We start from the raw sequence: 25843 nt of genomic DNA, 5'->3' as shown, positions 1-25843 counted from the left end.
CAATAATCCGGTAATCTACGGAATATCAAATAAATAAGGGGGCGCCATGAAACTTGCAGCTGTGATTCTTGAGAACTTCCGTGGCTACTGCCAGCCAACAAGGATCGAGATCGACGAGGGCCTGACCGCGTTTATCGGGAAGAACGACGCCGGCAAATCGACTATCCTGGAAGCCCTCGAGATATTCTTCAACGACGGGAAGCCCGAACAGGGCGACGCCTGCGTGCATGGCAGTGCGGCGGACATCCGAATCGGCTGCGCGTTTACGGAGCTTCCCGCTGCCCTGGTCCTCGATTCGGCCGCCAGCACCTCACTCGCTGCCGAACATCTGCTGAACGAGGCTGGCGAGTTCGAGATCATCAAGGTATGGGACTCCTCGGCGAAGACGCCGAAAGAGGCCGTCTTCGCGGCGGCGCTACATCCGACCCACGCGGACGCGGCCGACATCCTTTCGCTCAAGAATTCTGACCTCAAAGCTCGCGTCAAGAAGCTGGGCATTAGCGATACCACCGTAAACCTCTCGGTCAACGGGAGTATGCGGCAGGCAATACGCGATATCTGCAGCCCGCTGGCCCTCGAGCGCAAGCTCGTCCCACTCGACAAGGAAGAGGCCAAGAAGGTATGGGAGCAAATCAAGCCGCAGTTGCCGATGTACGCCCTCTTCCGTTCCGACCGGGCGAGCCAGGACGGGGACGAAGAAGTCCAAAACCCCCTTGGCTTCGCCATTGCGCAGGCCCTGAAGGAGATGGAGGCCGACCTCAAGAAGATCGAGAACGCTGTACGCGCAAGGGCCGAGGACGTGGCAAACCGGACGCTCGCGAAGCTCAACGAGATGGACAGCCGACTTGCGAGCGAGCTCAAGCCGTTCTTCAAGGCCGACCCGAAGTTGAATAATGCCTTCAAATTCGGCCTCGTCGGCGACAACGGCATCCCGATAAACAAGCGCGGAAGCGGCGTGCGCCGCCTCATCCTGCTCAACTTCTTCCGGGCCGAAGCGGAGCGGCGGCGGACTGAGAAAGGGGCGCTGAGTGTCATATACGCCATCGAGGAGCCAGAGACCTCACAGCATCCCGATAACCAGCGACTACTCGTCCGGGCGCTCAAAGAACTCGCCATCGACGAGAATACGCAGGTCTTGGTAACGTCACACACGCCCGGCCTCGCCGGCCTCCTTCCCAGCGACAGCCTCCGGTGCGTACGCAGGCAAGAGGACGGGACGGCATCCGTTTCCGAGTGCGACGATAGTGAGCTGGCCGCCATCGCCAACGAGCTGGGCGTACTTCCGGACCAGCGCGTGAAGGCCTTGGTCTTCGTCGAGGGATCGAACGACGTCGAGTTCCTGGAGCGCGTCAGCGCCATGCTGAGGGCCGGCCGGCATTGCAGTTTTTTTCGCAAAAAACGACCTAACCAATTGATTTATTTGGTAAATTCGACTTTATAATTCATCGGGGCCACCTCGCGTTCAAGGTCCAGCATATATTCGCCGAATCGGTTGATGTGCCCTTTCCGATATGGCGCTAAGCCGCGAAGCACCTCCTCCGTTAGCACATATCCCTTTGCCTGTATTGTCTTGAGGAGCCGCGTCATCTCATGGACATTGTGCAGGATGACCATGTTCGCAACGAGCTGGTTGTACTTGATAACCTTGCGCTGTTCGTGCCGAACGTTTTCGGCAATGATGCCTTCGCCCCCAAAAAACAACCATTTGATGAAGCCGTTGAATTCCTCGCTCTTGTTGGTTGCTGCATGGATGGTACGACGCAATTCTGCGTCGTTGATGTACTTGAGCAGGAACATTGTCCGATGTACCCTGCCGAGCTCGCGGAACGCGTAGTAGAGCTTGTTCTTGCGGCTAGCGGTCCCTAGGCGGCGCAGGATCGTCGATGGCGCAATCTTGCCCGCTTTGATGGAAATAACGACGCGCAGCATGTCCTTCATATGGCGCGCGATCAGTTCCCAGTCGATCGATCCACGGAACAGGCTGCCAATATTGTCATACTGGTCGGCCTTGTCCGCCTTGAAGAACACCAGATCTTTGATATTGCGGATGCGCGGCATCAGGTCGATACCCAGCAGCGAAGCCAGGCCAAAGACAGGCGTGCTTTGGGCCTGGGTATCGCCGTGCAGCGTATCTGGCTGGATGTCCGACTGGTTGTTGATTAGCCCATCGAGGATGTAAACCGCCTCATAGACGCCGCATGGAATAAAGTGACTGAACAACGCGATGTACTTGTCGGACACATGGTAGTAGCCAATGCCGCCGTATCCACCGTAGCGGATATGGTATTCGGAAAGCAGGTTAGCCTCGTAAATGTTCCATTTGGTACCGTCGGCCGACGCGCTCTTTCCCGACCCCCAATAACGTGGCAATGCGAAGCGGTTGTATGCATTGATCACCTTGACGATCGCCTTGTCCAGACGCTGCTCGGTGACATGCTTGAGATTGAGCCAGGCCACCTGCTTGCGGCTCAGTCCCTTGATCGAGCGTGCGGTTTGCGTGGCGCCCAGGTTACAACCATAGCAAAACAACGTAGTGATGAAGCGCTTGCGCGGATCGTCTACTTTGGCCTCGAAGCCGGACAACGGACCGAAGAGTTTATGCAAGTCCAACCATTTTTCAGTCTCGGTCAATACATCAAGGATGCTCACCGGATCCATTTCATTGGTGACCATCTGCTCGATGGCGTCAAGTTCGGGTGGCGGCTTCGGGCGCTCCATGCGACGGATCACAATGCCGCTCTCGTCTATATCGGCAAGGCTATTTTGCGGGAATCGGCTGTCAACGTCGCGCGCTAGACTGCCGAGTTTGTCGCGCAACTGCGCGACAAACGCCGGAGCTTCCACCGACAGCCCTACCAGTTCACCATAGGCTTTCACTTCACGCTCGTATTGCTCCCAGTCCACCAGGTGGTTGCGATAATCATCGTAGTCGCCGCTATGCTCGACGTACAGATCGCCCGACTTGAGTTCATCCATGACTTGCGTCATCACGGCAAGTTCGAAATACTTGCGATGCACGTTCGCTGGGGCATCGGCTGCGACTCGGCCAAAAAACAGCTTGCGCCACTTATCGGACATCCAGTCCAGTGCCAATTCAGGTAGCGCACCTTCTGCCGCTGGCAGTTGTTCCTTGTGGCTGGAGCGATGCTTTTGGATGATGGCGATCGCCGCCAGCAGGCTCTGATCCTGGGAGCTCGATTTCAGACTGAGCGCTTCGAGGCACTTGAAGAGCAGGCTGCGCTTGCCAACATACCCGACCAGCATGAACGGATAATAGTTATTGCCAGCATACGCCATGTGCTCGTCGCATTCAGTAATCCATGCCGCCAGATCCCCGTCGAGGGATTGCTCGACCCGGGCGACGCGCTCCTCTTCGCTGGCCTCTTCGCTCAGGACGGTCAGCACTTCGCGGAACTGTCCGATCAAACGCTCAATCTGTTCGGCGTGCTGCAGGTGATATTGCCGCAACCGTTCCTCGGCGCCGTTATGCAAACTGCGGATGGTCTTGATGAAGATTTCGGCGATATCGTCCATTGCCTTCTGTAACTGGCTTTGAATCAGCAGCACGATGAGGGTGTGGCGCTTGAGAGGCTTGATCCGCCGCATTTCCGCCACATCCAGGGCACGCGCCTCCAAAACGAGTTGTTCACGCTTGGTTGCGGCGATGGCCTCAGTATTGGGCAGGTCCTGCGCCAGCGCGATCATGGTGTCAATGTGGGCCAAGAAATCCGTCACCGCACGCACATTGGGCTGCTTCGGCTCGCGTTTGAGGCTATCCCATATGCGCAGGTTCTCACCGGCAGAGAGCATGTGTTCAAAACGCTCGACCACGCATGTTGGCAATTCGCTAGCCACGGCCTTATAGATGCCGTCGTTGACGCTGGTGCGGGACTGGCGAGCCAGCCTGAACAAGTAGGTGAATCCAGGCAGTTCCAGGCGACGCTGGACCAACTCCTCAATCAGGACATTGATAATGTCGGGTAGCTCCTGCTTGGTATGGGCAGCCTGCAGGGCCTGATCTTCCAGCCAGTATTCATCGGACGAGTCCATCACCCGGATCCCCACGTACCCGCGCAGACGGCGCTGGTGTGTTGTCTTGCTACCGGATTGATCGTATTGCGCCAGCGCTCGTTTTGCCGGAACGCGCAGACCGCTATGTTCGCAGATATGCCGCACCACGATAGACGGGATGCTCGACAAAGGGACGAAATAACCGAGCCTTTGCAACAGCATAAGTTGGATCAGCAAAAAAGTACGATGCGATGCTTGGCGATACAGCGTGAAGATATGGTCAATTTGTGCGCGCGAAGGCGTGTAGATCGCCCCGAGCTCCTGCTCAGTGAACTCTTGTTTCAGGCGTGGATAAGCCGTTTCATGGATATTCGTCATTGAAATCAATCGACACCGGTCCAGCGAAGGAATTGCTGGAAATGGTGCATCGATTGCAAGTTTTTTGTCAAGCAATTAAACGTAAAGCATTCCAATCCGGCGACATATGTCTTTGATTGACCTTCCCATTATGGTAATGCGTATAGTGATGATATCTGTCATTCGATCCGTACTTGCTCACGGTCAAGTGACAGCATAGCAATAGCTTGACAGTTGGTTTGATACAACCTAGGCTACGAATATCATCCGTTTAGATAGTTTATGAAGACCTCCCGCACAGTGCGATTGTTCACGGCTCTTGTCGCGATACTTAGCATGCTGTTCATGCAGCATGCGGTCGCTTCATACCTATGCCCCGGCGTACCGATGGGAGTCGGTAGTTCCGTTACATCCGCAGGTGTTGGGGTGTCTGCGATGCCCGCGATGACAGACTGCGCCGGCATGGACACTGACCAGTCGACGTTGTGTCAAATTTATGCTGTGGGGGATGCGTCCAGGCAGTCGCTGGACAAGACGCCTGTCGCCGACCACCCATCTTTCGTACCTGTTGTCCTGCTTCTGACGTTAGCTATTTATGACACTCCCGTAGTGTATACAGCCAAACCTCCTTTGCTCATTACCTTGGCGAGGCCAACGGCACCGCCTATCGCTATCCGCCATTGCTGTTTCCGTATTTAACACTCCAGACTGCCTAGATCGCCATCGCCTTGTCGGGTTCGACAAGGCGATGCCTCCCATCGCATTCTGGAGCTGCCATGTCAATCCCGTACACCGTGCATACAAATGCACGCGTCGTCCGCCTTCACCCATTCATGAAGACGGCGTTAACTCTCGCCCTTACTGTTCCGCTGCTTGCCTTCGTTCATGATGCGCGCGCGGCCCCCCAGCCAGTCACCTTCACCGAGGCGCTGCAGCAGGCTGTCGCCCGCTCGCGCCAACTTCATGCGCAGGACCAGGCAACTGTCGCCGCACACGAAATGGCGGTAGCAGTGGCGCAGCGCCCCGATCCCACTCTCAAGGTCGGCATCGATAATGTGCCCTTAAGTGGCACCGATCGCTTTAGTTTGAGCGGGGATTTCATGACGATGCGGCGCATCGGCATTTCGCAGGAACTGACACGCGCCGATAAATTGCGCTGGCGTTCCGCACGTCTTGAGCGCGAAGCCGACAAGGCGCAGGCGCAAAAAGATGTCGCACTCGCCGCGATTCAGCGCGACACGGCGATCTCCTGGCTCAACGTCTACTACATTCGGAAAATGTCAGTTGTTCTGACAGAACAAGTGGTCTTTTCCCGCCAGGAAATTGACGCCGCTACGGCCGCCTATCGGGGCGGGCGTGGCAGCCAGGCCGACGTGCTGGCTGCGCGATCTGCCTTGTTAACCATCGAAGATCGAACCAGCCAGGTCGAGCGCGACCTCAACACGGCAAAAAACATGCTGGTGCGTTGGACCGGCAGCAGCGGCGAACTTGCCGAGGCCAGCATGCCCGACCTGGGCACCATCCCTCTGGATCCGGCCTTGCTCGATACCGAACTGGCGCACCGCCCGCAGATCATGGTGTTGAATCGGCAGGAAGAAGCCGCCCAGGCCGACGTCAATCTGGCACAAGCGAACCGGCGCCCGGACTGGAGTATCGAGTTTGCATTCCAGCAGCGCGGCGCGGCCTATTCGAACATGGTCTCCGTTGGCCTGTCCCTGCCATTGCAGTGGGATCGCAAGAACCGGCAGGACCGCGAGCTAAGCTCCAAACTTGCCTTGGTCGAACAAGCGAGGAGCGAACGCGACGAACTTCTGCGAGAAGATGCCGCCAACATCCGTGCCTTGCTCATCGAATGGAGGAGCGGCCAAGAACGTAGCGAGCGCTACGCGCTCCAGCTGTTGCCCCTTGCCGACGAGCGAAGCCAGGCAGTCCTGGCCTCCTATCGTGGCGGAAAAGCCTCTTTGGCTGAGGTGCTCGCGGCCAGGCGTAACAGTGCGGACATGCACGTTCAGTTGCTGCAGTTGCAGATGAATACAGCCCAGTTCTGGGCACAGCTTCGCTTTCTCTTTCCCGACATCGCAATCACGCAGATTTCCGCAGTACATCGCCAGCAGGAATTCAAATGAACAATAAAAAATTACGCGTCCTGGTACTTGCGGGTGCCCTTGCAGCGGTCGCTTATGCCGGTTACCAGTTTGGCGTACGACAAGCACATGAAGCAGTATCTCCAGGTGACGTCAAGGCAGTATCCGGCAACGCAGCAGGCGCCGCGAGTGCTGCCAACAAGAAACCACTATATTGGCATGACCCCATGGTGCCGGGCCAGAAGTTTGACAAACCCGGCAAGTCACCGTTCATGGATATGCCGCTAGTGCCCGTCTATGCTGCGGGAGATGGTGAGGATAGTAATGTCACGATCAGCCCGCGGGTCCAGCAAAATCTGGGAGTGCGTACAGCACTTGTCACATCAGGAAAGATGTCCGGCGGCTTGGTTGCCGTCGGTAACGTCGCCTATGACGAGCGCGACGTGGCACTGGTGCAGGCGCGCAGCGGTGGATTTGTAGAGCGCTTGTATGCGCGTGCCCTGCTCGATCCGGTGAAAAAGGGGCAACCCTTGGCTGACTTGTATGTCCCTGACTGGATCGCGGCACAAGAAGACTATCTGGCGAGCCGTCGTATGCAAGGCAATGAAACAGCATCCCTGGTCGACGCTGCCCGCCAGCGCATGCGGCTAGTTGGTATGAGTGACGGGCAAATCCGGCTAGTCGAATCGAGTGGAAAGCTCCATCCACGCTTGACAGTCTCAGCACCCATCAACGGTGTGATCGCAGAACTTGGCGCCCGGGAAGGAATGACCGTCTCCGCCGGTGCGCCGCTGTTTCGCATCAATGGGCTCGCGACAGTGTGGGTCAACGCGGAAGTGCCCGAGAGCGTGGCGGCCAAGGTTCGCCCCGGGGACGCCGTCGAAGCGCGGGTACAAGCGCTAGCCGGAAGTATTTTCAAGGGCACGGTGAATGCCATTTTGCCGGAAGTTAATGCCGCGACGCGAACCCTGAAAGCCCGTGTGGAGCTGTCTAACCCCGGCGCTCAGTTGCTGCCCGGCATGTTTGCTACGCTGACCTTCGCGTCAAACAGTGGCGCCGATGTTTTGCAGGTGCCATCGGAAGCAGTCATCCAGACGGGTACACGCAGCGTTGTCATGCTTGCCCAGGAGGGCGGCAAGTTTATGCCCGTCGATGTGGAGGTCGGCAGCGAAGGCAATGGTCTCACCGAAATCCGCAAGGGCCTGTCCGCTGGCCAGAAGGTGGTCGTCTCGGCGCAGTTCCTGGTCGATTCGGAGGCCAGCCTGAAGGGAACCACGACACGCATGAGCGATACGCCATCCCCGAACGCAGACAAGGCCCCCCCGCGCCACCATGGGGTAGGCAAGGTCGAACAGATCGGCAAGGATGAAATCACCATCTCGCATGGCCCTATCACGTCGCTGCAGTGGGGGGCAATGACGATGGGCTTCAAAGTGCCTTCCACGGGCATGCCGCGCAATATCGGTATAGGTGACCGAGTCGCCTTCGACATCAAACAAGGCGAAGATGGCAGCTTTGAGATCGTGGCCATTGCGCCGACCTCCGGTGCGCCGAAACCCGAGAACAAACCCATGGGTGGCATGAAGGCACCTGCGGGAGTGGCAAAATGATCGCAAAACTGATCCGCTGGTCTATCAGCAACCGTTTTCTGGTCTTGTTGGCGACTGTATTCATTACGGCCTGGGGCATATGGTCGCTGGCGCGCACGCCGCTCGATGCCATTCCCGACCTGTCGGACGTGCAGGTTATTATCCGCACCAGCTATCCGGGGCAGGCGCCACAAATCGTAGAGAATCAGGTCACGTATCCACTGACCACCACCATGCTGTCGGTGCCGGGTGCCAAGACAGTGCGCGGATACTCGTTTTTCGGTGACTCCTTCGTCTACATTCTGTTTGAAGACGGTACCGATCCGTACTGGGCGCGTTCACGGGTGTTGGAATATCTGAACCAGGTGCAGTCACGCCTGCCACCGCAGGCAAAAACTGCGCTCGGACCCGATGCGACCGGCGTCGGCTGGGTCTATGAATATGCGCTGGTCGACCGTAGCGGCAAGACCGATTTGTCGCAATTACGCGCCTTGCAGGACTGGTTTCTCAAGTATGAGTTGAAAGCGGTGTCCAACGTCTCGGAAGTGGCCAGCATTGGCGGCATGGTGCGTCAGTACCAGATCGTGCTCGATCCGGACAAGATGCGCGCCTTTAACATCCCGCATGGCAAAATTATCGATGCCGTGCAGAAAGCCAATCAGGAAACTGGCGGCTCCGTGCTGGAATTGGGCGAGGCCGAATACATGGTACGGGCCTCCGGTTATCTGAAGTCGCTGGACGACTTCCGCAAGATTCCCTTGATGACGACTGACGCCGGCGTATCGGTGCGGCTGGGCGATGTTGCGCGCATCCAGATCGGGCCTGAAATGCGGCGCGGGATTGCCGAATTGAATGGTGAGGGCGAAGTTGCTGGCGGCGTGATCATCATGCGTTCCGGGAAAAATGCGCTGGAAACCATCGATGCCGTCAAGGTCAAGCTGGAAAAGCTAAAAGCAAGCCTGCCTCCTGGCGTCGAAATCATTCCTACCTACGACCGGTCGAATCTGATCAAGCGTGCTGTGACCAACCTGAAAGAAAAGCTGATCGAGGAATTCATTGTCGTCGCTGTGGTCTGTGCGCTGTTCCTGTTTCACTTGCGCTCGGCGTTGGTGGCCATCATCACGCTGCCGATCGGCATCCTGATCGCCTTTATCGTCATGTATTATCAGGGAGTCAACGCCAATATCATGTCGCTGGGCGGTATCGCCATTGCCGTCGGCGCCATGGTCGATGCCGCCGTGGTGATGATCGAGAATGCCCATAAGCATATTGAAGTCTGGAATCATGCCCATCCGGGTAAACAGCTGAAGGGCAATGAGCACTGGCGTGTCATTGGCGACGCTGCGGTTGAGGTTGGGCCAGCACTGTTCTTTTCGCTTTTGATCATCGTTCTCTCGTTCATTCCTGTGTTCACTCTGGAAGCGCAGGAGGGGCGCATGTTTTCGCCGCTGGCCTTTACCAAGACGTATGCGATGGCGGCGGCGGCTGGATTGGCGGTGACGTTGATTCCCATTTTAATGGGCTATCTGATCCGAGGCCGGATTCCCGATGAGCAAAAGAATCCCCTCAATCGCTTCCTGATCGCGCTATACCGCCCCCTGCTCGATGTCGTACTGCGTTTTCCAAAGCTGACTTTGCTGGCGGCAGCGCTGGTAGCGGCCATCACGATCTGGCCCATGAGTCGACTCGGCGGCGAATTTATGCCGCCACTGGATGAAGGCGATGTGCTGTACATGCCGTCGGCGTTGCCCGGTCTGTCGGCCGGCAAGGTCGCGCAGTTGTTGCAGCAGACCGACAGGCTGATCAGAACGGTACCTGAGGTACAAAGCGTCTTCGGCAAGGCCGGCCGAGCCGAGAGCGCCACTGATCCGGCGCCGCTGGAAATGTTCGAAACCATGATCCAGTTCAAGCCGCGCGATCAGTGGCGCCCTGGCATGACGCCGGAAAAATTGATACAGGAACTGGATCGCACCGTCAAGGTGCCTGGGCTGTCCAACATCTGGGTGCCGCCGATCCGCAACCGAATTGACATGTTGGCCACCGGCATCAAAAGCCCGGTCGGCGTCAAGGTGGCAGGCGTTAGCTTGCAGGAAATTGACCGCATCACAGGTGAAATAGAACGCGCAGTCAAGAAGGTGCCAGGCGTCTCCTCGGCGCTGGCCGAGCGCCTGAATGGCGGACGGTACATCGACGTCAACATCAATCGCGACGCGGCCGCCCGCTACGGCTTGAATATTGCAGACCTGCAAAGCGTGGTGTCAGCAGCGATCGGCGGCGACAATATCGGTGAAACTGTCGAAGGATTGCAGCGTTTCCCGATTAATGTGCGCTATCCACGCGAGGTGCGCGACTCAGTCGAGAAACTGCGCCAGCTACCGGTGCTGACAGAGCGGGGTGCGCAAATCCGGCTGGGTGATGTCGCCGCGATCCGCATTGACGACGGACCGCCGATGCTCAAGAGTGAGAATGCCCGGCTGTCAGGCTGGGTGTATGTCGATATTCGCGATCGCGACTTGAGTTCGACTGTGTATGACATGAAGCAAGTCGTCGCCCGGGAAGTCAAATTGCCAGCGGGTTACTCCATTGCTTGGTCGGGGCAGTTCGAATATTTAGAACGTGCCACAGAAAAACTCAAAATCGTCGTGCCAGCGACCTTGCTCATTATCTTCGTGCTGCTCTACCTGACCTTCAAGCGCTTTGACGAAGCGGCCTTAATCATGGCAACGCTACCGTTTGCGCTGGCCGGCGGCATTTGGCTACTCTGGTTGCTCGACTATCACCTGTCAGTCGCCGGCGGCGTCGGCTTCATCGCGTTGGCTGGTGTCTCGGCCGAATTCGGCGTCATCATGCTGCTTTATTTGAAGCATGCCTGGGAGGAACGTCTGGTGAATGGTAACGCCAATGAAACCGATCTGCTCGATGCAATTCGTGAAGGTGCGGTCTTGCGCGTGCGCCCCAAGGCAATGACGGTGGCGGTCATTATCGCCGGCCTGGTGCCGATTATGCTGGGCACCGGCACCGGGTCGGAGGTCATGCAGCGCATCGCCGCGCCGATGGTTGGCGGCATGATTACCGCGCCGTTGTTGTCCATGTTTGTGGTCCCTGCGGTTTATCTGCTGCTTCGTCGGCGTCAGATCCGTGCCGCCGGCTCGGCAGCAGCAGAGGAGAATTAGCCGTCATGAGACCGTTCGGCACCTACCGCTCGGCTAAGCACCTCGTGTATTTCGTGAGGTGTGCGGTGGTGTTGTTCGGTTTTATCTGGTGCAGCCATATACCGGCGTTTCCACTGCAAAACGACATGCCTGCATCTGCGGCGATTGCGCAGCCGATGGCCATGCCAAGCTGCCAGACATGCGCCTTCTGCTATATGGGACCACCTTTTGCCGACCATAACGCAGGCGGCGACTATCCGGATCTCGGTGCTACCACTGCTACGATGCGTTTTGTTTCGCAAACGGATAGAAGTGATTTTTTTTCTGATATGTCAGACGTTCCCGCAGTTGCGCTGCGGCTTTTGTATTGTCGATGGTTGAATTAGCCACTTGACCATGGGGATGACGATGCATACATCAAATTAGTTTATCGAGGAGTCTATCATGAAAAAATTACTACTTACGCTGCTCTGTATCAGCACTCTTAGCACTGCATTTCCCGCCTTCGCTGGCCCGGACTGGCAACTGATTGAGCAAGGGCGCAAGGCCAAGCAGGCGCAAATGATGCGAGCGGCCAATAAAGCCCCGCAAGCTGGAATGGAACATCAGATGGAGCCAAAAAAGGATCATCAAATGGATCCGAAAATGTATGAAAAAATGGATCAAATGATGAAGGACTGTCAGGAAATGATGAAGAAAAAGTAACGCGGTTTTGAGTGCTGGATGCGATCGCTGCTGGTGGCATATGCGGCCAGCAGCGATCGTATCCATTCAGGTGCTTACCCGATCACGCCATGACTTAATCTTTCCGTTGCCTGCGGTAGTTGCATTAAGTCGCTACTGTCAGTATTTCCAAGAAGAGATTACTAATATGGTGTATTTTTCAAAAGGTCATCTAGTTCCTTGAAGCGTCCCTTGACACGATCAACGCTGTATTCATACATGAGGGAATTGTGAGCAAATTGGGCCCGTTCAACATCCATATCAACGGTGTTTCCATCAATGCTACCTTGGGCTGGAATACGAAATTGCAGGGAAACGTCATCTTTTGACTTTCCTGTTTTTAAGGCCTTCTCAATGTCAATATCTACCGCCACATATCCAGGCGTATCGGCATTCGCGATATTGGATGCGAGAAGTTCTTGACGGTACGCCCGCAGTCCGAGCGCACGTTCATTGATACTCACCTGCTGCCAAATCGTAAGCGTCAAGCCAGCATCGTCTTGAACCCGGCAATGAATTAGAAGATGATGGCATCACACCGCTGGGAAGCGGCGTGTTGTTTAAGCCGAAGGGAACTGCGTGGCGCAGTTCCAGGGCAGGAAGTCGTCGACCCGGTTGACCGGATGATCGGCGATGTTGGCCAGCACATGGCGTAGCCAGGCCTCGGGGTCAACACCGTTGAGTTTGGCCGTGCCGATGAGCGAGTAGATGGCCGCTGCACGTTCACCACCGCTGTCGGCACCGGCGAACAGGTAGTTGCGCCGGCCGATGGCAACGCCACGCAGCGCGCGTTCAGCGGCCGAGTTGTCGATCTCGATGATGCCGTTGTCGCAGTAGCGCAGCAACGCCGGCCACAGATTGAGCGCGTACTGGATTGCCGCCGCCGTGTCCGACTTGCGCGACAGCTTTTCAAGCGTGGCGCGTAGCCAGTTGCCGAAGTCGTCGAGCAATGGTCGTGATCGTTGCTGGCGCACCTGCTGTCGTTCGTGCGGCGGCTTGCCGCGTATCTCGGCCTCGATCACATACAGCTCGGCGATCCGGCGCAGGGCCTCGGTCGTGATGGCCGATGGTCTGGCTGCATGCAGATCGTGGAACTTGCGGCGCGCATGTGCCCAGCACGCCGCTTCCTGTATCGTGCCGTCGACATAGAGTGCATTGAAACCGGCATACGCATCGGCCTGCAGCACGCCCTTGAAGTTGGCCAGGTGAGTTTGCGGATGAATGCCTTTGCGGTCCGGCGTGTAGGCAAACCAGACCGCTGCCGGCGTGGTGTCGCCGGAGGCGCTATCGTCACGCACGTAGGTCCACAGCCGTGCTGTTTTCGTCTTGCCATTGCCCGGCGCCAGCACCGGAATCGGCGTGTCGTCGGCGTGCAGCTTGGTGCCAGCGAGCACATGGCGCCGGATCGCGTCCACCAGCGGGCGCAACAAGGCGCTGGCGGCACCAACCCAGTTCGCCAGCAGCGCACGTTCCAGTTCAACGCCTTCGCGGGCATAGATCACCGACTGCCGGTACAGCGGGAGATGGTCGGCAAACTTGGCCACCAGCACATGTGCCAGCAAGCCCGGCCCGGCGATGCCGCGTGCAATCGGCCGGCTTGGAGCGGGTGCCTGCACGATGGTGTCGCAGCACTTGCAGGCCAGTTTTGGACGCGTATGGCGGATCACGCGGAAACTGCCTGGTATCCATTCGAGTTGTTCGGCAACGTCCTCGCCCAAGGGGTGCAGACCACCGCCGCAGGCGGGGCAAGCTTCGCCTGGCGGCGGGTACATTTTCTCGTCTCGCGGCAAGTGATCTGGCAAGGACCGGCGCACCGATTTCTTGCGCGGCGCCTGGTCGGCCGCTGGCATCTCGCGCGCCGCTTCGCCCTCGTCAGCCTGCAGGTCTTCCAGTTGCAACTCCAGTTGCTCGATCTGGTGGTCGAGCTTTTCCGACTTGCGGCCGAACTGCATGCGCCGCAATTTGGCAATCTGCAGCTTGAGATGCTCGATCTCGACGGCGCGCGTGTTGAGCTGCTCAGTCAAGCCGGCGACGACCTGCTGCTGCGCGAGCAGCAATGCTTTCAAGGCATCGATATCGTTGGGCAGGTCGGCGAGGTTGAGCATGGGCCGAGTTTACGCGAGGGCGCCGACGTTTACAAGGCCGATGATGGTTGCCAGGTGCGCTCGGGGCGCCGCCAGTCGAGGCCTTCGAGCAGCATCGACAGCTGTGCCTGCGATAGCAATACCGTGCCGCTGGTAGCCTGCGGCCAGACGAAGCGGCCGCGTTCAAGCCGCTTGGCCAGCAAACATAGCCCATCACCGCTCCACCACAGCACTTTGATCATGTCGCCACGCCGGCCACGGAACACGAACACGTGACCGCTGAACGGGTCTTCGTCCAGGGCCGTTTGCACCCTGGCCGCCAAGCCGTTGAAACCAGAGCGCATGTCGGTCACACCGGCTGCGATCCAGATGCGTGTGCCCGCCGGCAAGCCAATCACGGCCGCAGGCTTTGCAAGACGAGCTGGAGCAGCGCGGCGTCGATGCCGGCATGCAGACGCACGACGGCATCGCCAATGATGATCTCGATCATGCTGCTTGGCTCAACTGGGGGCAGTGATGGCGACCGTCTCATAGCCGGCTTGACCAGCACGGGCAGCAGCGCCGGCACGACCGGCTCGAACAAACCGGTACGCAGCTCGCGGCGCCACTTGAACAGCATATTGGCGTTGATGCCGTTCTGCTGCGCCAGCTTGGACACCGAGATACCAGGTGCACAAGCCTCGATGGCGAGACGCCGTTTGAAGTCAGCCGGATAGTTGGGGCGGCCCTTACGGTTGCCTGCCGTTTTATCTGTATCCAAAGTGATTCCCATCAAAAAAGTGACGGGAACTACTTTGGGGCATGTGGACTTTTAAAGATAGACGGCGGTGGGGAGACGCTTACGCCAAATCTTAGCAGCGGTCAAATTCAATGGAAGGTCAAACTGTGTGTGTTGAATAGTTGCCACTGGAGGCAAGGCCATTGCCACTATCGGTAGTTGTCAACAAAGATGTCGCGTCAAGTCATGCAGCTTTTCTTAATTCCTCTGGCGGTTTCCGCTCCGGATTCAGCCAGACCTCATCGTTCAATTCCCAATCCCGCGTAGTCCCGGTCCAGCGCTCTGGATGACGTTGCTTGGCGGCCTCGTAGACCTGCTTGCGGTGCTTGAGGATCGCTCCGTCCCGGCCATCATGGCGTTGCGCAGGCGTCACGAATTTCAGGCCGCTGTGCTTGTGCTGATGGTTGTACCACTGCACAAATGACAGCGTCCATTGCCGCGCCTTTTCGATACTTTCAAACGGCTTGCTCGGATAGTTCGGCCGGTATTTGCAGGTCCGGAACAGCGACTCGGCGTAGGCATTGTCGTTGCTCACACGGGGCCTGCTGAACGACGGCATGATCCCCAGCTTTTCCAACGTCGCCAACATTGTGGAGCCTTTCATCGAGCTGCCATTGTCCGAGTGCAGCACCACCTCACGCCCGGCCAGTCCCTCTGCCAGACTGGCTTTGCGCATCAGCAGCGAGGCCATTTCCGCCGACTCGGCGATGTTCACTTCATGCCCGACGATCTTGCGGCTGTAGACGTCAAGAACCATGTACCAGTAAAAATATAAACCCCGCACACCGGTCGGCAACCAGGTAATGTCCCACGCCCACAAGCGGTTCGGTTCGATTGCGCAGTGGCTCGTGACGACCCTTGTGCTGGGCTTCTTCGCCCGACCGCGGTGATGCTGCTGCTTCTCTTCTTTCAAGATCCGGTAGACGGTCGATTCTGATGCCAGATACTCGCCCCGGTCAGCCAAGGTCGGCACGATCTGGCTAGGCGGACTGCTGGCAAATTCAGGGCTGTTGGCAACCGTCAGAATCTGCTGGCGTTCCTCTTCGCTCAGCTTGTTGGCCGGCGCCCTGCGGCGGCTGCCTTTGCGCCCGTCGGCCTGGCTGCCATCACTGTCGAGCATCCAGCGCTGATAGGTTCGAAGGCTGATCTCCAGCGCACCACATGCCTGCGCACGCCGACACCCGCCGTCAACGGCTTCTTCAACCAATATCATCACCTGCTGGCGATCTGGGGTGCCGATCAATCGTCCTCGGGCTCCCCCCAGATCGCCTGTGCTTTTTTTCTGAGAATGATCAGCGCCGCTGCCTCTGCCAGTGCCTTCTCTTTGCGCTGCAAATCCTTCTTCAATTGCTTGATTTCTTTGCGGTCGCTTTTGCCTTGCTCGCGCAGTTCCCGGTTGCGCTCGGCCGGCGCTTCATTGGCCTGCTGGCAAGCCTCGCGCCAGTCGGCAACCTGTTCGACGAACAAGCCTTTGCCCCGACAGTATTGAGCCAGTTCGGCCTCGTTCATGCGTGCCGTTTCCAGCACCACCCCAAACTTATCTGCCGACGACCACACGACGGCATTCTTTCCATTTCCCGGCACCGGCACTCCCTGAGACTGTAGATTTCGTCGCCAAGTATAAAGTGTCTGTTCCGAGATGCCATTCTCCTTCGCCAGGGCCGACACCGGCCTGTTCTCCGGCGGCATCATCTGCCGAAGAATGGCTTCCTTGCGTTCTGCTGGATACTGATTCACTGTACGTCTTTGCTCCGCCCCCGGATGGATTAAAGTGATTCAAGTGACGCGACATCTATCCTGACATAGGGGGCTATTGGCGTCGATCCTAGTGCATTAGCTAATGTGGCAGAAAACATTTGCCCTGCCGTCTTGCCTTCCGCGCTGGTGCTACCCTTAACTGTGAGCCCGATAGATGCCTGGATCGATTCAATTTTATTCATGGATTCCTCCCTCATTGACATTCGATTTCTGACGTTTCAGAGAGCTGGTCGGATAGAGTAACTAACTAACCTGTTCGCTTTAAGGATCAAACACGTCTCAATCGTGATGGCGGTAGTTGTCAACAAAGATGTCGCGTCAAGTCATGCAGCTTTTCTTAATTCCTCTGGCGGTTTCCGCTCCGGATTCAGCCAGACCTCATCGTTCAATTCCCAATCCCGCGTAGTCCCGGTCCAGCGCTCTGGATGACGTTGCTTGGCGGCCTCGTAGACCTGCTTGCGGTGCTTGAGGATCGCTCCGTCCCGGCCATCATGGCGTTGCGCAGGCGTCACGAATTTCAGGCCGCTGTGCTTGTGCTGATGGTTGTACCACTGCACAAATGACAGCGTCCATTGCCGCGCCTTTTCGATACTTTCAAACGGCTTGCTCGGATAGTTCGGCCGGTATTTGCAGGTCCGGAACAGCGACTCGGCGTAGGCATTGTCGTTGCTCACACGGGGCCTGCTGAACGACGGCATGATCCCCAGCTTTTCCAACGTCGCCAACATTGTGGAGCCTTTCATCGAGCTGCCATTGTCCGAGTGCAGCACCACCTCACGCCCGGCCAGTCCCTCTGCCAGACTGGCTTTGCGCATCAGCAGCGAGGCCATTTCCGCCGACTCGGCGATGTTCACTTCATGCCCGACGATCTTGCGGCTGTAGACGTCAAGAACCATGTACCAGTAAAAATATAAACCCCGCACACCGGTCGGCAACCAGGTAATGTCCCACGCCCACAAGCGGTTCGGTTCGATTGCGCAGTGGCTCGTGACGACCCTTGTGCTGGGCTTCTTCGCCCGACCGCGGTGATGCTGCTGCTTCTCTTCTTTCAAGATCCGGTAGACGGTCGATTCTGATGCCAGATACTCGCCCCGGTCAGCCAAGGTCGGCACGATCTGGCTAGGCGGACTGCTGGCAAATTCAGGGCTGTTGGCAACCGTCAGAATCTGCTGGCGTTCCTCTTCGCTCAGCTTGTTGGCCGGCGCCCTGCGGCGGCTGCCTTTGCGCCCGTCGGCCTGGCTGCCATCACTGTCGAGCATCCAGCGCTGATAGGTTCGAAGGCTGATCTCCAGCGCACCACATGCCTGCGCACGCCGACACCCGCCGTCAACGGCTTCTTCAACCAATATCATCACCTGCTGGCGATCTGGGGTGCCGATCAATCGTCCTCGGGCTCCCCCCAGATCGCCTGTGCTTTTTTTCTGAGAATGATCAGCGCCGCTGCCTCTGCCAGTGCCTTCTCTTTGCGCTGCAAATCCTTCTTCAATTGCTTGATTTCTTTGCGGTCGCTTTTGCCTTGCTCGCGCAGTTCCCGGTTGCGCTCGGCCGGCGCTTCATTGGCCTGCTGGCAAGCCTCGCGCCAGTCGGCAACCTGTTCGACGAACAAGCCTTTGCCCCGACAGTATTGAGCCAGTTCGGCCTCGTTCATGCGTGCCGTTTCCAGCACCACCCCAAACTTATCTGCCGACGACCACACGACGGCATTCTTTCCATTTCCCGGCACCGGCACTCCCTGAGACTGTAGATTTCGTCGCCAAGTATAAAGTGTCTGTTCCGAGATGCCATTCTCCTTCGCCAGGGCCGACACCGGCCTGTTCTCCGGCGGCATCATCTGCCGAAGAATGGCTTCCTTGCGTTCTGCTGGATACTGATTCACTGTACGTCTTTGCTCCGCCCCCGGATGGATTAAAGTGATTCAAGTGACGCGACATCTATCCTGACATAGGGGGATGGGAACTAGCTCTAGTCGCGATAGAGCTGATTTCATTCGCAGTGCGCTCGTCGTCCAAACTATAAACAGGTGCAAAACCACCTCCAGGGGTGCGAAAGTTGGTGGTTTGCCCCTGATACATCCTGGCCGCGGTCCACTGCACCTTTCCGTCATAAACATAGACTCGAAGGTCGAATTTCAGCGAGCTAGGATTATCGGTGGAACCGATCGAGCGCTCACCGGGTATGACGAGGGCCTGAGCGACGTAGTCACCAGCCAGAATGTCCTGCCATACCCGTTTGGTGATCTTTTCACCACGGTACGTGGCTCGCCCCCCGTAACCTGCAACAGGTTTAAAAAACAACTTTCGGCGCTCCGTCCACAAGCGGTCCGCATCGGAGGCCGTCACAATCTGCGTTCGCGGTATGCTCTTGAGCAGAATATCTTGCACGGCGGGGGCTACGCCAAGCGCTACGAGCTCTTTCTTATCCGATAGCAGAACCAGATTTGCCTTATTTGCATAGAGGGTATGCGCTTGGGGGTGCGGCGTTAGCACGATTGCGCTTTCTAGATACGCCGAACGCAATGGGAGACACTGGGGCGACTCAAGCATGAAATCGGTCAGCCGGTTATAGACCAAGTCGATAGCAAGATCCCCATGACGTAAAACGCCATCACGATAGGTAAGGTCCGATGGTGAGGCAATAACGGCCTCTATGCCGTGGCGTTCGAACAAGCGTCGAAAAAGAACAAACTCGGGATAGAGATACTGCTGCTCTGGATGTTCGTCAACTATCGCGACTGTCCGAAGTGGCTGTGAACGTTGAGAGAGCGCCCATTCCGACTCAAACATGTTGAAGATGGTATCTTCAAGGGTCGCACCGCTATCAATGGCTCGTGTCAATTCACTATCGCTGAGACAGCACGATCTATGGGCTTTTGCCATCGCGGCGTTGAGCATCGCTCCACCGGCATTTGTGTTGATTTCGATGAGCGCCAAGGTATCGTCGTGGATGTGGAAGTCATAGCCAAAAAATACTCCTTTTGCATCATCAGGATTATGCTTGGCAATGTCAGGAGCATCAGTCAGAACGCGCGCACGATACGATGGCAGCGATATTACGGATTCAATCGCTGCAATAACGTCCGCAATACGTTTGCTTTGGCGATACGAGACAAAAATAGGCCGCGCAGAAAATAGATAGGGACACCGCTCCTCGATCAACTCGTGCAATCCGTCCATTCCCGGTTCGCTAGAAAGCGCTATTTTCAATGCGGAGCTATCCAAACTGGTGCAGAAACAGTCTCTATTGAGGCGTGCAGCCGGAAGAAAATTCAATTCTTCGTTGCTAAGCAAGCAGCCATTATTCGATGCAGCTTTCACTATCGCAGGTATATTCATGTTTGCTTCCACAAGAATGTCGCTCGGTGCCACAGTCAGCGGTTAAGGCCGACCGGTACCGCGCAACCGGAGTGCATTGGTAATGACAGACACGGAACTCAGGCTCATCGCTAACGCGGCGATCATCGGCGATAGCAGTTGGCCAGTAAATGGATACAGCACACCGGCAGCCAGGGGAATGCCCAAGGCATTGTAGACAAACGCGAAGCCCAGGTTCTGCCACATATTTCGAACAGTATCGACCGAGATTCGACGGGCAAGGGCAATCCCACGCAGATCTCCTTTTACTAAAGCGACGTGAGCGCTATTGATAGCCACGTCTGTTCCTGTACCCATGGCAATACCAACATTGGCCTTCGCCAGTGCGGGGGCATCATTGATTCCATCGCCGGCCATTGCGACCACCTTGCCTTGCTTTTGCAGTTTTTCTACCAAGGCCAACTTGTCCTGTGGTTTCACCTCGCCGTAGAACTCCGTGATGCCCAGCCTTTCGGCTACGGACTTCGCAGTGGTGACGCCATCGCCAGTGGCCATGATTACGGTCAGCCCTTCAGCGCGCAAGCCTTCTATGGCCTCATGCGTCGTTGCCTTGATGGGATCCGACACCGCAATCAGTCCAGCCAAAACGCCGTCAGAGGATAGATACATGACGCTAGCACCTTCTGTCCGCAGGCGTTCAGCGACCTCAGCAAGCGGCCTCCAATCGACTTTGTCAGCATCCATCAGCGCGGTGTTGCCCAGTGCGATGTGCACCCCGCCAAGCGTGCCGCGCACGCCAATACCGCTGGCAGACTCAAAACTGTCAGGTTTGGTTAGCACCAGTGCTCGCCTGTTCGCTTCGTAGACGATCGCGTGCGCTAACGGATGTTCGCTGCCCTGGTCTATGCTCGCCGCCATTTGCAGGACGTCTTCGTCCTTGAAACCGGGCGCTGCGACCACGCTGTTAAAGGAAGGCTTACCTTCAGTGAGGGTCCCCGTCTTGTCGACAATCAGTGTGTCGACCTTCTTGAGGTCTTCTATCGCTGCGGCATCCCGAAAGAGCACACCTTGGGTGGCCGCGCGGCCTGTGGCGGCCATAATGGACATCGGCGTGGCTAACCCCAATGCACATGGGCAAGCAATGATCAGTACTGCAACGGCGTTAACAAAACCAAAGACCCAGCTCGGTTCAGGGCCATACATTCCCCATAACACGAACGTCAGTAGCGCTATTGCCACGACAACGACCACGAAATAGCCTGCAACACTATCGGCGAGTCGTTGCATAGGCGCGCGGGAGCGCTGCGCCTGCGCGACCATTTGTACGATTTGAGACAACATCGTGTCGCTGCCGATTTTTTCGGCACGCATAATCAGGCTCCCGCTGGTATTGATCGTTGCGCCAATCAACGTGTCTCCTGCACGCTTTGTCACAGGTAAGGGCTCGCCAGTCAGCATTGACTCATCGAGCGAGCTCTCGCCATCGAGCACTACGCCATCAACTGGTACCTTCTCACCGGGTCGGACACGGAGTTTGTCGCCGACGTGGACGTGCGTGAGCGGGATGTCATCCTCGGAGCCATCGTCCTGAATGCGTCGAGCCGTCTTTGGAGCGAGGCCAAGTAAGGATTTGATTGCGGCGGAAGTTTGGGAGCGTGCGCGCAGCTCAAGTATCTGTCCAAGAAGCGTGAGCGAAACAATGACTGCCGCTGCTTCAAAATATACGCCTATGCGGCCATGTGCAGCAAAGGTAAGCGGGAAGAGGCCCGGTGCGATTGTGGCGACGACACTATAGCCATAAGCAGCCATTACGCCAAAGCCAATCAAAGTCCACATATTCGGGCTCATGCGTGCCAGCGATTGCGCCCAGCGTCTGAAAAATGGCCAGCCGGCCCACAGTACGACAGGTGTACTTAATGCGAATTCAATCCAGTTTTGGCCTGGCAGCCCCATAGAAAGGAACACATGCCCAAACATCGCCAGTAAGAACACCACTAAGGTAAGAGGCAGCGTCCACCAGAAACGATGGCGAAAATCGACTAGCTCCGGGTTTTCCGCCTCATCTAGCGTCGGCATTTCAGGTTCGAGCGACATGCCGCAAATAGGGCAAGTTCCCGGTGCTGGCTGGCGAATCTCGGGGTGCATCGGGCAGGTGTAGACTGCTCCCTCCTGGGGGGCATGCGCAGGGTTGGGTGCCGCATTCGCTTTATCGATAAAGGAATCTGGCGCTGCGTTGAACTTTGTCATGCACTTTCCGCTACAGAAGTGGTAGACCATACTTTTGTAGGTGATTTCTTTTTCGGGATTTGCGCCAACGTGCATACCGCATACCGGGTCAATGAATGGTTTTTCGTCTACTGCCAGCCGCGCATCGTCGGGTTCAGTTTTACTGTGGCTGTCGTGATGATGCTCGTGTGCATGATGCTCGGCGTCAGTTCTACTCATGAATCACTCCTTGGCCAGATTCGCCTGTTTCGTTGGCTGTGGTGGAACCAGCTATTGCGGCAACGGCGGGAATTGAACATTCCCGCCGAATGAAGTCATCTATTTGGCAGAAACCACTACCTGCCCCTTCATGCCCGCCTCAAAGTGGCCGGGTTGTAAGCACGCAAATTCCACTTTGCCGGCTTTGTCGAACTGCCAGACAATGGTTCCCGATTTCCCAGGCGTCAGGGTCACCTGATTGGGTTCCGCATGCTCCATCTCCGGAAACTTTGCCATTTGTTGGGCATGTTCTTTCAACTCGCTCTCAGAACCAATGACCATCTCATGCTTGATCTTGCCGGAATTGTTGACGACAAAGCGAATAGTCTCGCCCCGTTTCACGGCGATAGACGCTGGGTTAAAACGCATGGTGTCGTTCATATTGAGGTACCCTGACTTTTTCGGACACTCTAGTTTGGTAAACTTCACCAACTGGAGAACTTATGACACGCTCAACAACATACACACCGGAGCTTCGGGAAGAAGCGGTAAAACTGGTCCTGACACAAGGCCTGACGCTGGAAGACGCCGCGTTGCGTCTCACCATTCCCAAGGGCACGCTAGCGAACTGGGTCAGTGCGGCAAGGCGCGGCACGTCGCCCAAAGTAGCCCCTGGTAGCCGCTCCGTGCCGGAGCTTGAGGCTGAGGTAACCAAGCTGCGCAAAGAGCTTGCCGAGGCACGCATGGAGCGCGATATCGTAAAAAAAGCGGCAGCGTACTTTGCGCGGGAGTCGCTGCCAAGTACGCGGTCATGAAGACCTTGCGACTCGAATTTCCTGTCACCATCATGTGCCGCGTCTTTGGCGTCTCGCGCAGCGGTTTCTACGCTTGGTCGAACGGCAAACCGTCGCAGCGGGCGCAGGACGACGCACGCCTGAAGGTCGCCATCGAGGCCGTGCACGCGCAGAGCCGGCAGACTTATGGCCCGTTGCGCATGCAGCCGGAACTGACGGCGCAAGGCTTTCCGGCCGGCCGTGATCGTATCGTCCGTCTGCGTCGCGAGCTCGCCCTGCGCTGCAAGCAAAAGCGCAAGTTCAAGGCCACCACGAACTCGAATCATGACCTGCCGGTGGCCGACAACCTGCTCAATCAGACTTTCGCGCCGACCCGGCCGAACGAAGCCTGGGTGACCGACATCACCTATGTGGCGACCGGCGAGGGCTGGCTTTACCTGGCCGGTATCAAGGACGTGTTCACCTGCGAGCTGGTGGGCTACGCGATGGACGAGCGCATGACGCAAACGCTGACGGCAACAGCACTGTGGAAGGCCGTGCGCAACAAACGCCCCGCGCCGGGCTTGATTCACCACTCCGACCGTGGCAGTCAGTATTGCGCCCACGACTATCAGAAACTGGTGACGCAGTTCGGCATGAAGCCGTCCATGTCGCGCCGAGGAAACTGCTATGACAACGCGCCCATGGAAAGCTTCTGGGGCAGCCTGAAAAACGAGCTGGTGCACCATCAACGTTACGCGACCCGGGCCGACGCGAAAGCCGCAATACAGGAATATATCGAAAGCTTTTACAACCGCCAGCGACGCCATTCGCGCCTTGGCAATGTTCCGCCCGCGTTGTTCGCTGAAAAATTCAGCAAACAGCCGCGGGTGGCTTGAAACAAGAGTGTCCGCTATTGACAGTACACCTCATATCGACAGTGACGGTACGCGTCGCTTTTTTCGGGTCACCCGCCTTGCCCACAAGAGATGCGCTCTGCTCATTTGCGCCATGCTGGTGGCCACTATGTGCTGCTGGGTTGCTATCCGGTACCGCAGCAATGCTGAAAGTGCTCAAACTGGCCAGTAACATTACTGCAATTGCATTTAAGGTCATCTTTTTCATATAGTACTCCCTTGTAGAAAACCGTCGCGACATTACATCGCGGTAGGTGGTTGTTGAGTGGTAAGAATTGCAGCCGCAAACAGTGCACCGAGCAGTAGCAAGGTCTCTACTTGTAAAACGACTCTCACCAGAGTGACGCCGCGGGAGGAGCGGGAGGCGGCAGGCAATCCAAGAAATTTGTTGTAGCCGCCCAAGGCGACGGCAAGAAGGACCATTGCAACTTTGACCAGTAAGGTGATGCCATAGGTGGTATGAACAAGATGCTCTGAGCTCCCCACTCGGTGCCATGCGCTGTAAATTCCAGTAGCAACAATGGCAACTACTGCAAGCATTGCTGCCTGGGACATCAATTCTAGGTATTGATCGGTGGTACCCGTATCAAATTTCCTTATCCGCGACTTATGTAGAACAAACCAGCCGGAAACCATCACTGCACCAGTCCATAGGCCGATGGCAAAATAATGGATCGCTTCAACCGCTAGCGGAATGGTCCAGAAGCCTTCCTCGCCCGCATGCCCCATGGACGCCCGTGTTGCAGAAAAAATAGCCAAAAGCAGAACGACAGCAATATCGCTGCTGCGGCCGACTCCGCCTACAAATCGAACAATAAAGAGAACAAGCATCGTCACAACAATGGCGCAGCCTGCATGTCCGTAGTCAGTTGTCGACACCATCATCCAAAACATCGGGCACGCTTCGCGTAGCCCTACACCTCCCATGACCGCCGTCGCGCTCAATAGTGCCGATGCACTACCAACCATGCTGATTGCCGCTGCCATCAAGTCAAGTTTGCGCAGCGCTGGTTCGAAATGATCATGATCGACACCGCTAGAACGCATCCAGTAGCGTGCAAACCATGATCCAACGAGCCAGGCAAAGCCGAGGTTCAGCAGCAAAGCTGAACTGACTTGCAACAGCGAGACTGCATCCATTTATTTCACCGTGAACTTAAAGTCGCCTTTGCGACGGTGTCCATCGTGCCCTGCAACTGCCCAGCTCACGGTATAGGCGCCAGCATTCAATGTCGGTACTTCCAAGCGTAAGATGGCCGGATTTGCTGCATCAACCTTTGCCTTGTCTGCAGCAACGGCTTTGCCTTCGTCATCGCTCAGAGTGATTGAGCTAAAGGCTTCTTCCACCTTCTCGTTGAAGGTCAGCGCAATCTCCTTTGGTGCAACTGCCAGGGAGGCACCTGCCTCGGGATTGGAGCTCTTCAAGCTCGCATGTGCCAAGGCAAATGGGGTAGCCAGCGTTGCCGCCACAATGGATGTGGCAAGAATCATTTTCCGCAGTGTCTTCATGTTCAACTCTCTTTGTTAAATTTACTTTACTGCTTCGATGGAAGTGACCGTCAATGCACCGCCAACTTTTTCCACCACGAAACGTACTTTGTCGCCTTGTTTGACCTTGTCAAGCATCGACGGCTCTTTGACCTTGAACATCATAGTCATCCCAGGCATGCCCAAGTTCTTCAGCTCGCCATGTTTGATGGTCAGCTTGCCGGCGTCCTTATCCACTTTCTTGATTTCCCCTTCGCTCATCGCGTCTTGCGTCGCGGAGGCGCTCTGCTGCTGTGCGAGCGCCACGGAGGTCGTTGCCACGGATGACAGGCCAATCAAGGTTGCCAATACAACTTTGTGCAGGTTTTTCATGATGTTTCCTTTCAGTTAAAAA

Annotated in this window: 21 protein-coding genes and 1 pseudogene; 7 read left to right on the top strand and 15 right to left on the bottom strand. The window is 56.7% G+C overall.

Annotation, left to right across the window (positions count from 1 at the left end; translation table 11 throughout):
- Positions 1–46: 46 nt before the first annotated feature.
- Entirely contained in the window at positions 47–1441 is a 1395-nt protein-coding gene (locus tag Q8L25_RS31070; protein WP_308925941.1) for an ATP-binding protein, read from the top strand.
- On the opposite strand, the gene Q8L25_RS31065 is transcribed toward Q8L25_RS31070, so the two are convergent.
- Positions 1417–4389 (bottom strand): Tn3 family transposase, encoded by a 2973-nt coding sequence (locus Q8L25_RS31065; RefSeq protein ID WP_308925940.1) that lies wholly within the window; start codon positions 4387–4389, stop codon positions 1417–1419. The genes Q8L25_RS31070 and Q8L25_RS31065 overlap by 25 nt on opposite strands.
- Before the next feature lie 755 nt (positions 4390–5144).
- Here Q8L25_RS31065 and Q8L25_RS31060 point away from each other — a divergent pair.
- The 5 genes from Q8L25_RS31060 to Q8L25_RS31040 are packed head-to-tail and all read left to right on the top strand — an operon-like array spanning position 5145 to position 11898.
- A complete protein-coding gene (locus tag Q8L25_RS31060) occupies positions 5145–6494 on the top strand; it encodes a TolC family protein (protein WP_308925939.1) in 1350 nt (449 codons plus the stop codon).
- Positions 6491–8062: an efflux RND transporter periplasmic adaptor subunit gene (locus tag Q8L25_RS31055; protein ID WP_308925938.1), complete on the top strand. Its 1572-nt coding sequence runs from the start codon at positions 6491–6493 to the stop codon at positions 8060–8062. The genes Q8L25_RS31060 and Q8L25_RS31055 overlap by 4 nt, the downstream gene beginning before the upstream one ends.
- Positions 8059–11214 carry an efflux RND transporter permease subunit gene (locus Q8L25_RS31050; protein ID WP_308925937.1) on the top strand — a complete coding sequence of 1052 codons (3156 nt, stop codon included), beginning with the start codon at positions 8059–8061 and terminating at the stop codon, positions 11212–11214. Before Q8L25_RS31055 ends, Q8L25_RS31050 begins: the two co-directional genes overlap by 4 nt.
- A 5-nt stretch (positions 11215–11219) precedes the next feature.
- On the top strand, positions 11220–11579 hold the full coding sequence (locus Q8L25_RS31045; protein WP_131687601.1) for a hypothetical protein: 360 nt from the start codon (positions 11220–11222) through the stop codon (positions 11577–11579).
- Positions 11580–11637: 58 nt separating this feature from the next.
- Positions 11638–11898: a hypothetical protein gene (locus Q8L25_RS31040; RefSeq protein WP_070289049.1), complete on the top strand. Its 261-nt coding sequence runs from the start codon at positions 11638–11640 to the stop codon at positions 11896–11898.
- A 161-nt stretch (positions 11899–12059) separates the two neighbouring features.
- On the opposite strand, the gene Q8L25_RS31035 is transcribed toward Q8L25_RS31040, so the two are convergent.
- From Q8L25_RS31035 to Q8L25_RS30990, 10 genes and pseudogenes are all read right to left on the bottom strand, one after another.
- On the bottom strand, positions 12060–12404 hold the full coding sequence (locus Q8L25_RS31035; RefSeq protein WP_308925936.1) for a flagellar basal body protein: 345 nt from the start codon (positions 12402–12404) through the stop codon (positions 12060–12062).
- Between the two features lie 72 nt (positions 12405–12476).
- Positions 12477–14021, bottom strand: coding sequence for an IS66 family transposase (locus Q8L25_RS31030; RefSeq protein ID WP_308925935.1), 1545 nt, complete (start codon positions 14019–14021; stop codon positions 12477–12479).
- A gap of 29 nt (positions 14022–14050) precedes the next feature.
- Positions 14051–14398 carry an IS66 family insertion sequence element accessory protein TnpB gene (tnpB, locus tag Q8L25_RS31025; RefSeq protein WP_308925934.1) on the bottom strand — a complete coding sequence of 116 codons (348 nt, stop codon included), beginning with the start codon at positions 14396–14398 and terminating at the stop codon, positions 14051–14053.
- Entirely contained in the window at positions 14395–14760 is a 366-nt protein-coding gene (locus Q8L25_RS31020; RefSeq protein WP_308925933.1) for a transposase, read from the bottom strand. The genes tnpB and Q8L25_RS31020 overlap by 4 nt, the downstream gene beginning before the upstream one ends.
- A gap of 202 nt (positions 14761–14962) precedes the next feature.
- Positions 14963–16515 (bottom strand): IS3 family transposase gene (locus Q8L25_RS31015; protein ID WP_308920467.1). Its coding sequence is split into 2 segments (ribosomal slippage): positions 14963–16050 and positions 16050–16515, totalling 1554 coding nucleotides; the frame shifts between segments, so codons are not numbered across the junction.
- A 29-nt stretch (positions 16516–16544) separates the two neighbouring features.
- Positions 16545–16718: a hypothetical protein gene (locus tag Q8L25_RS31010; protein WP_308925932.1), complete on the bottom strand. Its 174-nt coding sequence runs from the start codon at positions 16716–16718 to the stop codon at positions 16545–16547.
- A gap of 141 nt (positions 16719–16859) precedes the next feature.
- Positions 16860–18412, bottom strand: a protein-coding gene (locus Q8L25_RS31005; RefSeq protein WP_308920467.1) for an IS3 family transposase whose coding sequence is annotated in 2 segments (ribosomal slippage) — positions 16860–17947 and positions 17947–18412 — 1554 coding nt in all. Because the reading frame shifts where the segments join, the coding sequence is not laid out codon by codon here.
- Positions 18413–18467: 55 nt separating this feature from the next.
- Positions 18468–19868, bottom strand: a complete 1401-nt coding sequence (locus Q8L25_RS31000; RefSeq protein ID WP_308925931.1) for a hypothetical protein — start codon at positions 19866–19868, stop codon at positions 18468–18470.
- A 42-nt stretch (positions 19869–19910) separates the two neighbouring features.
- Complete coding sequence (locus Q8L25_RS30995) at positions 19911–22292, bottom strand: heavy metal translocating P-type ATPase (protein ID WP_100429702.1); 2382 nt, start codon at positions 22290–22292, stop codon at positions 19911–19913.
- 99 nt (positions 22293–22391) lie between these two features.
- Positions 22392–22718: pseudogene (locus Q8L25_RS30990) on the bottom strand (plastocyanin/azurin family copper-binding protein); the annotation flags it as partial.
- A 56-nt stretch (positions 22719–22774) separates the two neighbouring features.
- Between Q8L25_RS30990 and Q8L25_RS30985 the strand changes: the two are divergent.
- A protein-coding gene (locus tag Q8L25_RS30985; RefSeq protein ID WP_308921162.1) for an IS3 family transposase occupies positions 22775–23943 on the top strand; the annotation gives its coding sequence in 2 pieces (ribosomal slippage) (positions 22775–23039 and positions 23039–23943; 1170 coding nt in all).
- On the opposite strand, the gene Q8L25_RS30980 is transcribed toward Q8L25_RS30985, so the two are convergent.
- From Q8L25_RS30980 to Q8L25_RS30965, 4 genes are read right to left on the bottom strand one after another with little or no spacing between them, the layout of a single operon-like run.
- Positions 23918–24169 (bottom strand): hypothetical protein, encoded by a 252-nt coding sequence (locus tag Q8L25_RS30980; RefSeq protein ID WP_308925929.1) that lies wholly within the window; start codon positions 24167–24169, stop codon positions 23918–23920. The two genes, Q8L25_RS30985 and Q8L25_RS30980, sit on opposite strands and share 26 nt — an antisense overlap.
- Before the next feature lie 32 nt (positions 24170–24201).
- Positions 24202–25101 carry a copper resistance D family protein gene (locus Q8L25_RS30975; RefSeq protein WP_070289047.1) on the bottom strand — a complete coding sequence of 300 codons (900 nt, stop codon included), beginning with the start codon at positions 25099–25101 and terminating at the stop codon, positions 24202–24204.
- Complete coding sequence (gene copC / locus Q8L25_RS30970; RefSeq protein WP_070289046.1) at positions 25102–25470, bottom strand: copper homeostasis periplasmic binding protein CopC; 369 nt, start codon at positions 25468–25470, stop codon at positions 25102–25104.
- Between the two features lie 21 nt (positions 25471–25491).
- Positions 25492–25821 carry a copper-binding protein gene (locus Q8L25_RS30965; protein WP_100429701.1) on the bottom strand — a complete coding sequence of 110 codons (330 nt, stop codon included), beginning with the start codon at positions 25819–25821 and terminating at the stop codon, positions 25492–25494.
- Positions 25822–25843 lie beyond the last annotated feature (22 nt).

It is taken from the genome of Janthinobacterium sp. J1-1 (assembly GCF_030944405.1).
GTDB lineage: Bacteria > Pseudomonadota > Gammaproteobacteria > Burkholderiales > Burkholderiaceae_D > Janthinobacterium.
This window is presented reverse-complemented; position numbering and strand designations above follow the sequence as displayed.